Genomic DNA, 14,446 nt, shown 5'->3' on the forward strand with positions numbered 1-14,446 from the left:
AACCCATGGAATTCATTCGCAGCTGCATCGAAAACCAGCTGATGAGCCTGACCGGCTTGTCGCTCGGCCAACTCGACCTGGAAAACCCCAAGGGCGATCCAGGTCTCTTTGGCCCGAACTCGGTGAGCTGGAAGGTCCATGGCGACTTCCGCAGCATGTTGATTGGCGGCATCAGCGCGCTGATGTTGCAGGCGTTGCACCCGCTGGCCCTGGCCGGCGTGTGGGACCATTCGAACTTTCGGCAAGACATGCTGGGGCGTTTGCGGCGTACCTCGCAGTTCATTTCCGGGACCACATTCGGTTCGCGCCGCGACGCCGAATGGCTGATCGAGAAAGTGCGCACCATTCACCTGCAAGTGGTGGGGCATGCGCCTGATGGTCGACCGTATGCGGCCAGCGATCCGGAATTGCTGACGTGGGTGCATGTGGCGGAGGTCAGTAACTTTCTGGCGGCCCACCTGCGGTATTGCAACCCGGAACTATCCCTCAGGGATCAAGACCGGTACTACAGCGAAATCGCCCTGGTGGCTGAGCAACTGGGGGCGCGCCATGTGCCGCGCTCACGTGAGGAAATTTCCGACTACCTTGAGCGCATTCGCCCGCAACTGTTGTGTGACGACCGCAGCCACGAAGTGCTGCGTCTGCTGCTGAATGCACCATCCCCCAGCACCTTGGCCAAGCCATTTGGCTCGCTGATGATGCAGGCTGGCATCGACCTGCTGCCGGACTGGGCCAGCGACATGCTCGGGCAGAAGCAAAGCCCGCTGCAACGCCAGATGATTCGCGCCGGGGTCAAGCGCAGCGCGCCATTGCTACGCTGGGCCATGCGCAACGGTTCGGTGCAACGGGCCCACAGGCGAATGGGCCTGCTGGAGCCATAACTGTTAAACTCCCGCGCCCCCATTACTCTGCAAGGCGCGCAACATGTCTTCCTTGAATCAGGCGCTGCGCGCCGCCCTCGATCATCGCCAAGACCTGCTCGCTGAGCTGCATGCCCAAGGCACCGATTGCTATCGCCTGTTTCACGGCAGCCAGGAAGGCGCCGGCGGCCTGACGATCGACCGCTACGGCCCGCAACTGCTGGTGCAAAGCTTTCACCAGTCGCTGGAAAGCGACGACCTGCTGCAACTGCACCAGGCGATCAACCAGTACCTCGGGCTGGAACTGCTGCTGGTCTACAACGACCGCTCCCGGGGCAACTCGCGCATCGACCGTGAAGACACGGTGTACCGCGCGGAACCTGCGGCCCTGGAAGACTTGATCGGCCACGAATGGGACCTCAACTACCGCGTGCGCGGCCGCCATGCAGGGCAAGACCCGCTGCTGTTCCTCGACCTGCGCAACACCCGCGGCTGGGTCAAGGCACACAGCGCCGGTAAAAGCGTGCTGAACCTGTTTGCCTACACCTGTGGCGTAGGCCTGAGCGCGGCTGCCGGTGGCGCCCGTGAGGTGTGCAACCTGGACTTTGCCGAAGGCAATCTCGCGGTCGGTCGCGAAAACGGCCAGCTCAATCCGCAATTGCCGACGATGGAATTCGTGCAGTCCGACTACTTCCCGGCAATCCGCCAACTGGCCGGCCTGCCCATCAGCCAGCGTCGCGGCCAGAAACTGCCGAGTTATCCACGCCTGGAGCAACGCCAATACGACCTGGTACTGCTCGACCCTCCGGCCTGGGCCAAGAGCGCCTTCGGCACCGTCGACCTGCTGCGCGACTATCAGAGCCTGCTCAAGCCGGCACTGCTGGCCACCGCCGACAACGGCGTGCTGATCTGCTGCAACAACCTGGCAAAAGTCAGCATGGACGACTGGCGCGACCAGGTCCTGCGCTGCGCCGAAAAGGCCGGGCGCCCGGTACGTGACTGGCAGATCATGACCCCAGGCGCGGACTTCCCGTCGCAAGACCAGCAGCCCCCGCTGAAGACGCTGATCCTGCAGCTGTAAGATCTGTCCCAAAAGAGCCTGGCCGCAGGAATAAAGGACCGTTGCTTCGGAACCGTAAACCCGTGCCATACTCCAAGGCACTCTTGATTGACATAGATGGCGTCACATATGCCCAAAGGATTGATTCGCGCCGCTGGCGCCTTGCTGACCGCCCTTGCTCTGTACAGTTTGCTGGGCTTCCTTATTCTCCCCGGCATCGCCCTTCGCGTAGCCAACCAACAGTTGGCCAATTACGCCACCGTGCCAGCGCGCATCGAGCGTATCGAGCTCAACCCGTTCAGCCTCGAATTGACCGTGTGGGGCCTGAATATCGGTGAGCCTGGCAAGGAGCAAGTGGGCTTTGAACGCCTCTATGCCAACCTGCAGATCGACAGCCTATGGACCCGCGCCCTGCACCTGGCTGACGTACAGCTCGACAAGCCCAAGACCGAGTTGTTGTTCGACAAGTCCGGCCAACTCAACCTGGCGCAACTGTTCAAATTGCCAGCCAGCGAGCCGACGCCCACCGACCCCAACGCCAAGCCGTTCCCGCTGCGCATCGATAACATCAAGCTGGCAGCCGGCTATGTACACTTCCAGGATTTGCGCCCCAGCGAACCGATCGAGTTTCTCTACGACAAGCTGGATTTCGAGCTGAAAAACCTCAGCACGCTGCCCGAAGACAACGCTGATATGACGCTGGTTGCGGCCGGCCCTGAAGGCGGGCAGATCGATTGGACCGGTAACTTCAGCCTCATCCCGATTGCCTCCGAGGGCAAACTCAAGGTTACCGACGGCAAGATGAAAGTCTGGTGGCCCTATGTGCGAGACGCGTTACCGCTGGTTCTGGAAGACGGCATCCTCAATTTCAGCACCGACTACAAGCTGAGCCTGGCCAAGGAAACCGAGCTGAACCTGACCAACGTCGCCCTGAGTGTCGCGCCGTTTGCGATCAAAGCCCCGGATGGCCGGCCACTTGCCCGCCTTGAGAAGCTGGAAGTCAGCGACACCACTGTCGACCTGGCCAAGCAGCAGGTAATTGTCGGCAAGATCCGCAGCAACAAGCTCGAAACCTGGGCAGCCCTTGAAGCAGACGGCCAACTGGATTGGCAGAAACTGTTTGCCAGCCAACCGAGCAAGCCGGCACCCGCCGCCGAGCCTGCCACCGCACCCGCCACCGCCGACTCGCCAAAGCCCGCACCGGCAGCGCCGAGCAAACCATGGCAAGTGCTGCTCAAGGACGTGCAACTGCGCAACTATCAAGTGCACCTGGCGGACCGTTCCGCCAAGCCGGCAGTCGCCCTGGAAGTGGGGCCGCTGAACCTTGACCTGCAGGATTTCGACAGCCTCAACCAAAGCCCGTTTACCCTCAAGCTGGATACCGGCGTAGGCAAACAGGGCAAGCTCCAGGCGACCGGCCAGGTCAACCTGAACCCGGTCAGCGCCAAGCTGAAAGTGGATACCAAGGACATCGACCTGCGCGTCGCCCAGTCCTACATCAGCCCGTTTATCCGCCTGGAACTGCGTAGCGGCATGCTCGGCAGCAACCTCGACGTGAACCTGAAAAGCACCGAGCCTTTGGCGTTCCAGGTGACCGGCCGGGCACAGGTCGATCAGTTGCACACCCTGGACACCTTGAAGACCCGTGACTTCCTGAAATGGCAGCGCCTGGTGCTGGAAGGCGTGAATTATCAACATGGCGACAGCCTGTCGATCGACAAGGTCAACCTGCTGCAGCCCTATGCGCGCTTCATGATCAACGATGACCGCACCACCAACATCGATGACCTGCTGATTCCACAGCCGGCCGACAGCGGCACCAAGTCCGCGGCCAAACCTGCGGCCGGCAAAGAAAAGCCCCTGGGCATTCATATTGGTCAAATTGCGATCAACGACGGCTCGGCCAACTTCGCCGACTTCAGCCTGACCCCGAACTTCGCCACGGCGATTCAACAGCTCAACGGCCAGATCGGCACCATCGACAGTCGCCAGGCCAAGCCAGCGAGCGTTGACATCAAGGGCAAGGTCGACCGTTATGCGCCGGTGACCATCAAGGGCAATGTGAACCCGTTTGACCCAATGGCGGCGCTGGACATCGCCACCAGCTTCAAACGTGTCGAACTGACCAACCTGACGCCCTACTCGGGCAAGTTCGCCGGGTTCCGTATCCGCAAGGGCCGGCTCAACCTGGACCTGCATTACGTCATCACCAAGGGCCAGTTGAAGGCCGAGAACAAGGTGGTGGTCGAGCAGCTGCAACTGGGTGAGAGGGTCGACAGTGCTGATGCCGTCGACCTGCCGATACGCCTGGCGATTGCTCTGCTCAAGGATTCCGACGGCAAGATCTCCATTGAACTGCCGGTGACCGGCGACTTGAACAACCCGCAATTCAGCGTGATGCCGATTGTCTGGCAGACCCTGCGTAACCTGGTGGTACGCGCGGCCACAGCGCCCTTCAAGTTCATTGGCGGGTTGGTTAGCGGTGGTGGTGCACAAGACCTAGGCAACGTGTCGTTCGTCGCAGGTTCCAGCGAGCTGAGCAAGGATTCCCAGTCGGCACTGGACAGCCTGGCCAAGGCCCTTAAGGAGCGCCCGGCCCTGCGCCTGGAGATCGAAGGCACCGCCGCTGCCAGCAGTGACGGTCCGCTGTTGGCCGCACAGCGGCTGGAACGCGAATACCAGTACAACTACTACAAGATCCTCCAGCGCCGTGGCGATAAGGTCCCGGCCCAGGCGTCACTGCTTGAAGTCCCGGAAAAGGAAAAGGCGCCGCTGCTGGAAGGCATCTACCGTACCCGCCTGAAACAACAGCCACCGGCCGAGTGGAAAGACCTGAGCAGTGACGAGCGCACCGCCAAGCTGCGGGACGGTGTGATCAAGTTCTGGAGTGGCAGCGACGTGTTGCTGCGCCAACTGGGCCAGGACCGCGCCAGCGCGATCAAGGACTACCTGGTGGACAAAGGCCAGCTGGAAGATGATCGGGTTTACTTTATCGACGCCAATCTTGGACAGGCGGAGAAAGATGGTCGGGTGGTGACACCGATGCATCTGGATGCCGAATAACCCGGCGCCCGCTGAGCACCTGTGGCGAGGGGGCTTGTCCCCCGTTGGGCCGCGCAGCGGCCCCTATCAGGGCGTCGCGGTCATTCAGGCAGGTCACCGTCGTCATACCAAGGGGCCGCTACGCGGCCCAACGGGGGACAAGCCCCCTCGCCACAAGAGCCTCGCTAACCTCCCTACTTTTCTACCCACAATAGAACAGGCCCCGGCACAAGTGCCGGGGCCTGTAATGACCACATCCGTGTGGTCGGTCGCATGAACCTGTGAGGTGCATTGAGCGGATATCTAACTCGCTCGTGGCCGCCTCTGCCTAGCTCAGGCGATTCGTTAAACGTTACTCTGCTTTCAGGCCATCGGCCGATACAGCTTTAACGCCTTTGATTTTCTTGGTGATGTTCACCGCGGTGGTTTTCTGCGCTTCAGTGACCGCTACGGTCGAAGACAGGGAAACTACACCTTTGTTGGTTTCGACTTTGATGTCGGTGCCAGGAATGCCTTTCTCGGTTACCAGGTCAGCTTTCACTTTGGTGGTAATCCAAGTGTCCGAGGTGGACTCTTTGGCGCCAGCAGCTGCGCTTTTGGTTTTGTCGACGTTATCAGCCTTGGTAGCGCCGCCAGCCATCAGGCCGTCAGCCGAAACTGCGGTTACGCCTTTGATTTTTTTGGTGATTGCTACAGCAGTGGCTTTCTGCGCGTCGGAGATAGCGACTGTCGAGGACAGGGAAACCACACCTTTGTTGGTTTCGACCTTAATGTCCGAACCAGGAATACCTTTCTCGGTCAGCAGGTCAGCTTTGACTTTGGTGGTGATCCAGGTATCCGAAGTGGACTCTTTAGCCTTGGTGACTTCACCGGCCGCCAACGTCATTGGGGCTTGGGAAGTCTGAGCAAAGGCTACGTTAGCACCCATGGCCAGGGTCAGAGCGGTAGCAGTAGCGAGAGCGAACTTCTTCATACGAGTAACTCCTGTTTTATTAAAAGTCTGCAGTACGTAAACCTTGATGCTGCAGCGTTAACAGGGATATTGCAGGCAGTGTGCCAACTCCAGACTCGCGATTAAACCCTTATAAAACAATACGTTATGAAAACAGGCTATTTTCGAAATCGTGCAACTTGCATGAAGAAGACCGTGCCTGCATGCAAGTTGCGGCTTTTGAGATTGGCTAAACGCCTGATTTCGCGACACTTTCCCGCAGGCATAAAAAAGGACTCCGAAGAGTCCTTTTTTCAGCTTACAGCGACGGGGTGATTAAACGCCCGAAGCCTTGGCTGCTGCTACGTCCTTGATGGACAGCTTGATACGGCCGCGGTTGTCCACGTCCAGTACCAGCACTTCCACTTCCTGGCCTTCTTTCAGGATGTCGGTCACTTTCTCAACGCGAGCATCGCTCAGCATGGAGATGTGAACCAGACCGTCCTTGCCAGGCAGGATGTTGACGAATGCGCCGAAGTCGACGATGCGCTCAACCTTACCGACGTAGATCTTGCCGATCTCGGCTTCAGCGGTAATACCCAGGACGCGCTGACGTGCAGCTTCAGCCGCTTCCTTGGTTTCGCCGAAGATCTTAATCGAGCCGTCGTCTTCGATGTCGATCGAAGCCTTGGTCTCTTCACAGATCGCACGAATGGTCGCGCCGCCTTTACCGATAACATCACGGATTTTGTCGGTGTCGATTTTCATCGCGATCATGGTCGGAGCATTTTCCGACAGTTCGGTGCGGGACTGACCAATGATCTGGTTCATCTGACCGAGGATGTTCAGGCGCGCTTCCAGGGCTTGGCCCAGAGCGATTTCCATGATTTCTTCGGTGATGCCCTTGATCTTGATGTCCATCTGCAGCGCGGTAACACCTTTGGCGGTACCGGCTACTTTGAAGTCCATGTCGCCGAGGTGGTCTTCGTCACCCAGGATGTCGGTCAGGATGGCGAACTTCTCGCCTTCTTTAACCAGACCCATGGCGATACCGGCAACAGGTGCCTTCATCGGTACGCCAGCGTCCATCAGAGCCAGGGAAGCACCGCAGACCGAAGCCATGGAGCTGGAACCGTTGGACTCGGTGATTTCCGACACAACACGAATGGTGTACGGGAACACGTCGGCGGCAGGCAGCATCGCAGCAATCGAACGACGGGCCAGACGGCCGTGACCGATTTCACGACGACCAGCGCCACCCATGCGACCACACTCACCTACCGAGAACGGAGGGAAGTTGTAGTGCAGCATGAACGGGTCTTTTTTCTCGCCTTCCAGGGTGTCCAGCAGCTGTGCGTCACGGGCAGTACCCAGCGTCGCGACTACCAGAGCCTGGGTTTCACCACGGGTGAACAGGGCCGAACCGTGGGTTTTTGGCAGAACGCCGACTTCGATGTTCAGCGGACGTACGGTGCGAGTGTCGCGGCCGTCGATACGTGGCTTGCCGTTAACGATGTTTTCGCGAACGGTGCGGTATTCGATTTCGCCGAAGGCTGCTTTGACTTCGCTGGAAGAAGGCTGGCCTTCTTCACCGGACAGCTTGGCAACAACCTGGTCCTTCAACTCACCCAGGCGAGCGTAACGGTCGGCCTTGATGGTGATGGTGTAGGCGTCGGAGATAGCGGTGCCGAACTCGGAGCGGATAGCGCCCAGCAGTGCGGTAGCTTCTGGCTGAGGAGCCCAGGTCCAGGTTGGCTTGGCAGCTTCAGCGGCCAGTTCTTTAACCGCGTTGATCACAACCTGGAACTCGTCGTGAGCAAACAGTACTGCGCCCAGCATCTGGTCTTCGGTCAGCTCTTTGGCTTCCGATTCAACCATCAGAACGGCTTCCGAAGTACCGGCAACGACCATGTCCAGGCTCGAAGCTTTCTGTTGTTCGTAAGTCGGGTTCAGCAGGTAGCCGGTGCTTTCGTGGAACGCAACACGGGCAGCGCCGATCGGGCCATCGAAAGGAATACCGGAGATGGCCAGGGCAGCCGAGGTACCGATCATCGCAGCGACGTCCGGATCGGTCTTCTTGCTGGTGGAAACGACGGTGCAGACAACCTGCACTTCGTTCATGAAGCCTTCTGGGAACAGCGGACGGATCGGACGGTCGATCAGTCGGGAAGTCAGGGTTTCTTTCTCGGAAGGACGGCCTTCGCGCTTGAAGAAACCACCAGGGATCTTACCGGCAGCGTAAGTCTTTTCCTGGTAGTGAACGGAAAGAGGGAAGAAGCCTTTGCTTGGGTCAGCGGTCTTGGCGCCTACAACGGTCACCAATACGGTGACGTCGTCGTCAACGGTAACCAGCACTGCGCCGGAGGCTTGACGGGCGATACGGCCTGTCTCGAGGGTAACGGTCGACTGACCGAACTGGAATTTTTTGATAACCGGGTTCACGGTGTCCTACCTTCTTTGTGGCTCTTGGGGAACTTGTCTTCTTGCGAAATTCTTGGGCAATGTCGGGAATCGGCCCAACGCCTGTCCAGGGTAAAACGTGTATCCAGATAAAACTTGAGGCTGGAAGCCTGCCATGGGCCAGCGGGAAACCCACTGACACACGACAGCCAACCAACCTCTAGCGCAATCGCTTATTAGCGACGCAGACCCAGGCGACCGATCAGAGCCTGATAACGACCCAGATCCTTGCCTTTCAGGTAGTCCAGCAGCTTACGACGCTGGTTTACCATGCGGATCAGACCACGACGGGAGTGGTGATCTTTACCGTTGGCCTTGAAGTGACCTTGCAGCTTGTTGATGTTGTGGGTCAGCAGTGCAACTTGCACTTCTGGCGAACCAGTGTCACCAACAGCTTGCTGGTAGTCAGCTACGATTTGAGCTTTTTCTTGAACGTCGAGAGCCATGAGGCAATCCTTTTTTCAGGAAACCACCCAAAGGGCGGTTTCAACAGGCCAGGGACAAATCCCTGTATCTAAAAATGAGTAGTGACCGTGCCTGTTAACAGCCACCCTCGTTCGGTCATTCTGACCGAATCAGTCGACGCGGCGCGATGCGCCCGTCTTCGCTCACTTCACCGATACCGATAAAGCGACCGTTGTGATCTTGTACCCGCACCATGCCGAACTTCGGGGCATCCGGTGCACGTACTGGCTGGCCGTTAAGCCAGTAGAACGCGCTGTGCTCCGAGAAGTGCAGCAATGGCCAATCCAGCAAACCGCTGTCCGATGGCATCAGGAAGCGATCAACCGCTTCGTTGCCGCCTTCGGCATGTACCGCTTCCAGCTCTTCCAGCGTGACCGTCTGGGCCAGGGTGAAAGGGCCTGCCTGGGTGCGTCGCAGTTCTGCAACGTATGCGCCACAGCCTAGTTGCTCACCGATATCTTCCACAAGGGTACGGATATAGGTGCCTTTGCTGCAGTCCACCGCCAACCGGGCAGTGTCGCCTTCAGCGGCGAGCAATTCCAAGCGCGCAATAGTAACAGAACGCGGTTCGCGCTCCACCACTTCACCTGCACGTGCCAGCTTGTAAAGCGGCTGGCCATCACGCTTGAGAGCCGAGTACATCGGCGGTATCTGACTGATTTGCCCACGAAAAGCAGGTAAGGCAGCCTCGATATCAGCACGACCAACGGTCACTTCGCGAACCTGCAAAACATCACCTTCGGCGTCTGCCGTGGTGGTGGTCTTGCCCAGTTGCATCAGGGTTTCATAACCCTTGTCGGAATCGAGCAGGTATTGCGAAAACTTGGTGGCCTCGCCAAAGCACAACGGCAACACGCCGGTGGCCAAAGGGTCGAGGCTGCCGGTGTGCCCTGCCTTCTCGGCATTGAGCAGCCAGCGGACCTTCTGCAACGCCGCATTGGAGGTAAAGCCAATGGGCTTGTCGAGCAGAATGATGCCGCTGACGTTACGACGGATACGTTTGACCTGAGCCACCGATTACTCCTTGGCGTCTTCAGGCGTGGCGGATACCGGGTGCTGATTGTCTTCAGCCACGGCCCGCTCGATCAGTGCCGACAGGTGCGCGCCACGCACGACGCTTTCGTCGTAGTGGAAGTGCAACTGAGGGACGCTGCGCAGCTTCATCTCACGGGCCAACTGCATGCGCAGGAAGCCTGCGGCAGAGTTGAGCACCTTGATGCTTTGCGCGATTTCTTCGCTGCTGTCCTGGCCCATCACGGTGATGAAGATCTTGGCGTGACCAACGTCACGGCTGACTTCAACGGCGGTGATGGTGACCAGGCCAACACGTGGGTCTTTTACTTCACGACGGATCAGCTGTGCCAGCTCACGCTGCATCTGATCGCCGATACGTTGGGTACGGCTGTATTCTTTTGCCATGTCTTGTTACCTGTTACTGCCACACGGTGAAACCCGTGGGGTCTGAAAGCGGCAAACGCCCGGCCTGACAAAAGCCAGACCGGGCGTTGCGTTTAGAGTCCGAACACGGCGCCAGGCATTTGCATGCCAGGGCGCCGCGTGGCCCTTGAAGTGCGCGAGTTAGAGGCTGCGAGCAACCTGAACCTTCTCGTAGACTTCGATCTTGTCACCCGCTTTGACGTCGTTGTAGCTCTTGACGCCGATACCGCATTCCATGCCGGCACGTACTTCGGAAGCGTCATCCTTGAAGCGGCGCAGGGATTCCAGCTCGCCTTCGAAGATAACGATGTCTTCACGCAGCACACGGATTGGACGGTTACGGTGCACAACACCTTCGATAACCATGCAACCGGCGATCGCGCCGAATTTCGGCGAGCGGAACACGTCACGCACCTCGGCCACACCCAGGATGTTCTCCCGGACGTCGCTGCCAAGCATGCCGGTGAGGGCTTTCTTGACGTCTTCGATGATGTCGTAGATGACGTTGTAGTAACGCATGTCCAGGCCTTCCTGCTCGACGATCTTCCGTGCGCCAGCATCGGCACGCACGTTGAAGCCGAACAGTACAGCGTTGGAAGCCAGTGCCAGGTTGGCGTCGGATTCGGTGATACCACCGACACCGCCACCGACAACACGCACTTGCACTTCGTCGTTACCCAGGCCATTCAAGGCGCCGTTCAACGCTTCGAGGGAACCACGAACGTCAGATTTGAGGACGATGTTAAGCGTCTTCTTCTCTGCCTGGCCCATGTTCTCGAAGATGTTTTCCAGCTTGCCGGCGTGAGCACGGGCCAGCTTGACTTCGCGGAACTTGCCTTGACGGAACAGAGCCACTTCACGGGCTTTCTTCTCGTCCGACAGCACGCTCATCTCGTCGCCAGCGTCCGGGGTACCGTCCAGGCCGAGGATCTCGACAGGGATGGAAGGACCGGCTTCCTTGATTGGCTTGCCGTTCTCGTCGAGCATGGCACGTACACGGCCGTAGTTCGAACCGACCAGGACCATGTCGCCTTGGCGCAGGGTACCGTCTTGAACCAGAACGGTTGCAACCGGGCCACGACCTTTGTCGAGACGCGATTCAACCACAACACCACGACCCGGGGCCGATGGAGTTGCTTTCAGTTCGAGAACTTCGGCTTGCAGCAGAACAGCTTCGAGCAGTTCGTCTACACCGGTACCGACTTTCGCCGAAACCGAAACGAATGGCGTATCACCGCCCCACTCTTCAGAAGTCACGCCGTGAACCGACAGCTCGCTACGGATGCGATCGAGATCGGCGCCCGGCTTGTCGATTTTGTTAACTGCAACAACCAGTGGAACACCAGCGGCCTTGGCGTGCTGGACAGCTTCAATGGTCTGCGGCATTACGCCGTCGTCCGCTGCAACTACCAGGATCACGATGTCAGTCGCCTTGGCACCACGGGCACGCATTGCGGTAAACGCGGCGTGACCAGGGGTGTCGAGGAAGGTGACCATGCCGCGTTCGGTTTCAACGTGGTATGCACCGATGTGCTGGGTGATGCCGCCGGCTTCGCCTGCAGCTACCTTGGCACGACGGATATAGTCGAGCAGCGAAGTCTTACCATGGTCAACGTGGCCCATTACGGTCACGACTGGCGCACGGGAGAAGGTCTCGCCTTCAAACTTCAGGGACTCGGCCAGGGAATCTTCCAGGGCGGTGTCGCTGACCAGGGTCACTTTGTGGCCCAGCTCTTCAGCAACCAGTTGGGCAGTTTCCTGATCCAGTACCTGGTTGATGGTCGCTGGGGTACCCAGTTTGAACATGAACTTGATGATTTCAGCAGCCTTGACCGACATCTGATTGGCGAGGTCGCCAACAGTGATGGTCTCGCCGATCTGCACATCACGCACGACAGGGCCTGTTGGGCTCTGGAAACCGTGGGCGTTGCGTTTTTTCAGCTTGGCCTTGCCGCGACCACCGCGACGGAAGCTGTCGCTTTCTTCGTCGGTAGTACGTGGAGCAACGCGTGGCGCTGGCGCCTTCTCTTTGACCGAAGCACGATGTGGAGCGTTTTTGCGCTCACCATCGCCACTGCCACGACGATTGTTATCGTCGGCACGTGGTTTGTCCGGACGACGAGGCTCTTCGCGTTTGCGAGCGTCGGCTGCAGGAGCAGGCGCGGCGGCAACCGGAGCGGCCTCACGAACAGCTTCTACAGGCGCGCTAGGCGCGGCAACTGCGTCAGTGTTAGCAGGTTGCGCAGCAGCAGGCTGGCGACGCGCTTCTTCTTCGGCGCGACGCTTGGCTTCTTCTTCAGCCTTCTGACGAGCAGCATTTTCTACTGCGCGACGTTCTTCCAGGTCGCGTTTGCGCTCGGCTTCGATTTCTTCCGGGCTGCGCTGTACGAAGACTTTCTTCTTGCGTACTTCAACGCTGATGCTCTTGCTACCAGCAACACGCAGGGTGCTGGTGGTTTTGCGCTGCAATGTAATCTTGCGCGGTTCTTCCACTTTCGCCTTGTGGCTGCTCTTCAAGTGAGTCAGCAAAGACTGCTTCTCACTATCGCTCACACCTTCGTCGGCGGCGGTGTGCGGCAGACCTGCCTCACGCATCTGCTGCAACAGGCGCTCTACCGGTGTTTTGACCTCATCGGCCAGTTGTTTCACCGTGACTTGCGTCATGCACTTCTCTCCTCAGGCCGCGCCTAATTACTCGAACCAATGGGCTCGGGCGGCCATGATCAACTTGCCGGCACGATCATCGTCAATGCCGTCGATGTCGAGCAGGTCGTCAATAGACTGCTCGGCCAGGTCTTCGCGGGTAATTACGCCGCGCACCGCCAGTTCCATCGCCAAATCCTTGTCCATACCCTCAAGCGAGAGCAGGTCTTCGGCCGGATGGGCGTCTGCCAGCTTTTCCTCAGTAGCGATGGCTTTAGTCAACAAACGATCCTTGGCCCGAGCGCGAAGCTCGTTGACGGTGTCTTCGTCAAAGCCGTCGATGTTGAGCATTTCTTCCAACGGTACGTAGGCAATCTCTTCCAGGCTGGTAAAGCCTTCATCTACCAGCACCTGTGCCAGGTCTTCGTCGACTTCCAGCTCGTCGATGAAGTTGCGCAGGATGTCACCGGTTTCTGCTTGCTGCTTAGCCTGGATGTCCGATTCGGTCATCACGTTCAGGGTCCAGCCGGTCAACTGGCTGGCCAAACGTACGTTCTGACCACCGCGACCGATGGCCTGAGCCAGATTGTCTGCGCCAACGGCGATGTCCATTGCATGGGCATCCTCGTCAACGATAATTGCCGCCACTTCAGCTGGCGACATTGCGTTGATCACAAACTGCGCCGGGTTATCGTCCCACAGGACGATGTCCACACGCTCACCGCCCAATTCGCCCGACACTGCCTGGACGCGCGAACCGCGCATACCAATGCAAGCACCTTGCGGGTCGATGCGTTTGTCCTTGGAGCGGACCGCGATCTTGGCGCGCGAACCCGGATCGCGGGACGCAGCCATGACTTCGATCAGGCCTTCGGCAATTTCCGGCACTTCGATGCGGAACAACTCGATCAGCATTTCCGGCGCGGTACGCGACAGGATCAACTGAGGGCCGCGGTTCTCGGTGCGGATTTCCTTGAGCAGCGCACGCAAACGCACGCCAACCCGGAAAGTTTCGCGAGAAATGATGTCTTCGCGGGCCAGCAACGCTTCAGCGTTGTTACCCAGGTCGACGATCACGTTGTCGCGGGTGACTTTTTTCACGGTGCCGGAGATGATTTCACCCAGGCGCTCGCGATAAGCGTCAACGACTTGAGCGCGCTCGGCTTCGCGGACCTTCTGCACGATGACTTGCTTGGCAGTCTGTGCAGCGATGCGGCCGAACTCGATGGACTCGATCTTTTCTTCGACGACATCACCGACCTGGGCACCCGGATGCGTTTCAGCAACCTTGCTCGGCCAGGTTTCGATGGCCGGATCATCAAGATCGGCTTCTTCGACGACCGTCCAGCGACGGAAAGTCTCGTAGGCACCGGTGTGGCGGTTAATTTYCACACGCAGATCAACTTCGTCTTCAAAACGCTTTTTGGTAGCAGTGGCCAGGGCCAGCTCCAGCGCTTCAAAAATCACGTTTGCCGGTACGCCCTTTTCATTGGATACCGACTCAACAACCAGCAGTACTTCTTTGCTCATCGTACGCCTCGCCTTTCG

At 58.7% G+C, this 14,446-nt stretch carries 10 protein-coding genes; 3 read left to right on the forward strand and 7 right to left on the reverse strand.

Annotated features, from left to right (window positions below; genetic code table 11):
- The first annotated feature begins 5 nt into the window (after nucleotides 1-5).
- From AU074_RS04780 to AU074_RS04790, 3 genes are all read left to right on the forward strand, one after another.
- Nucleotides 6-881, forward strand: a complete 876-nt coding sequence (locus AU074_RS04780) for an oxygenase MpaB family protein (RefSeq protein WP_076013746.1) — start codon at nucleotides 6-8, stop codon at nucleotides 879-881.
- 43 nt (nucleotides 882-924) lie between these two features.
- Nucleotides 925-1,941, forward strand: coding sequence for a class I SAM-dependent rRNA methyltransferase (locus tag AU074_RS04785; RefSeq protein WP_076013747.1), 1,017 nt, complete (start codon nucleotides 925-927; stop codon nucleotides 1,939-1,941).
- 108 nt (nucleotides 1,942-2,049) lie between these two features.
- Nucleotides 2,050-4,983, forward strand: coding sequence for a DUF748 domain-containing protein (locus AU074_RS04790; protein WP_076013748.1), 2,934 nt, complete (start codon nucleotides 2,050-2,052; stop codon nucleotides 4,981-4,983).
- Nucleotides 4,984-5,314: 331 nt separating this feature from the next.
- Here AU074_RS04790 and AU074_RS04795 read toward each other — a convergent pair whose 3' ends face one another.
- The 7 genes from AU074_RS04795 to nusA all read right to left on the reverse strand — a co-directional run bounded on the left by AU074_RS04795 (nucleotide 5,315) and on the right by nusA (nucleotide 14,428).
- The gene (locus AU074_RS04795) at nucleotides 5,315-5,935 is read right to left on the reverse strand and encodes a BON domain-containing protein (RefSeq protein WP_003212178.1); all 621 of its coding nucleotides are present in this window, start codon (nucleotides 5,933-5,935) and stop codon (nucleotides 5,315-5,317) included.
- A gap of 294 nt (nucleotides 5,936-6,229) precedes the next feature.
- Nucleotides 6,230-8,335, reverse strand: coding sequence for a polyribonucleotide nucleotidyltransferase (gene pnp / locus AU074_RS04800; protein ID WP_076013749.1), 2,106 nt, complete (start codon nucleotides 8,333-8,335; stop codon nucleotides 6,230-6,232).
- 194 nt (nucleotides 8,336-8,529) lie between these two features.
- Nucleotides 8,530-8,799, reverse strand: coding sequence for a 30S ribosomal protein S15 (gene rpsO, locus AU074_RS04805; RefSeq protein WP_003176135.1), 270 nt, complete (start codon nucleotides 8,797-8,799; stop codon nucleotides 8,530-8,532).
- A gap of 115 nt (nucleotides 8,800-8,914) precedes the next feature.
- Nucleotides 8,915-9,832, reverse strand: coding sequence for a tRNA pseudouridine(55) synthase TruB (truB, locus tag AU074_RS04810; protein WP_003212182.1), 918 nt, complete (start codon nucleotides 9,830-9,832; stop codon nucleotides 8,915-8,917).
- Between the two features lie 3 nt (nucleotides 9,833-9,835).
- Entirely contained in the window at nucleotides 9,836-10,237 is a 402-nt protein-coding gene (gene rbfA, locus AU074_RS04815) for a 30S ribosome-binding factor RbfA (protein ID WP_017478568.1), read from the reverse strand.
- A 159-nt stretch (nucleotides 10,238-10,396) separates the two neighbouring features.
- The gene (gene infB / locus AU074_RS04820) at nucleotides 10,397-12,919 is read right to left on the reverse strand and encodes a translation initiation factor IF-2 (protein ID WP_076013750.1); all 2,523 of its coding nucleotides are present in this window, start codon (nucleotides 12,917-12,919) and stop codon (nucleotides 10,397-10,399) included.
- Nucleotides 12,920-12,946: 27 nt separating this feature from the next.
- The gene (gene nusA, locus AU074_RS04825) at nucleotides 12,947-14,428 is read right to left on the reverse strand and encodes a transcription termination factor NusA (protein WP_076013751.1); all 1,482 of its coding nucleotides are present in this window, start codon (nucleotides 14,426-14,428) and stop codon (nucleotides 12,947-12,949) included.
- Between the last annotated feature and the right edge of the window lie 18 nt (nucleotides 14,429-14,446).

The organism is Pseudomonas sp. ATCC PTA-122608, assembly GCF_001952855.1.
Taxonomy (GTDB): domain Bacteria; phylum Pseudomonadota; class Gammaproteobacteria; order Pseudomonadales; family Pseudomonadaceae; genus Aquipseudomonas.

Excerpts from the sequence above, each read along its gene's own strand:
- AU074_RS04780 (WP_076013746.1), top strand. The coding sequence starts at position 6 with ATGGAATTCATTCGCAGCTGCATCGAAAACCAGCTGATGAGCCTGACC.
- AU074_RS04785 (WP_076013747.1), top strand. The coding sequence starts at position 925 with ATGTCTTCCTTGAATCAGGCGCTGCGCGCCGCCCTCGATCATCGCCAA.
- AU074_RS04790 (WP_076013748.1), top strand. The coding sequence starts at position 2,050 with ATGCCCAAAGGATTGATTCGCGCCGCTGGCGCCTTGCTGACCGCCCTT.
- AU074_RS04795 (WP_003212178.1), bottom strand. The coding sequence starts at position 5,935 with ATGAAGAAGTTCGCTCTCGCTACTGCTACCGCTCTGACCCTGGCCATG.
- rpsO (WP_003176135.1), bottom strand. The coding sequence starts at position 8,799 with ATGGCTCTCGACGTTCAAGAAAAAGCTCAAATCGTAGCTGACTACCAG.
- rbfA (WP_017478568.1), bottom strand. The coding sequence starts at position 10,237 with ATGGCAAAAGAATACAGCCGTACCCAACGTATCGGCGATCAGATGCAG.
- infB (WP_076013750.1), bottom strand. The coding sequence starts at position 12,919 with ATGACGCAAGTCACGGTGAAACAACTGGCCGATGAGGTCAAAACACCG.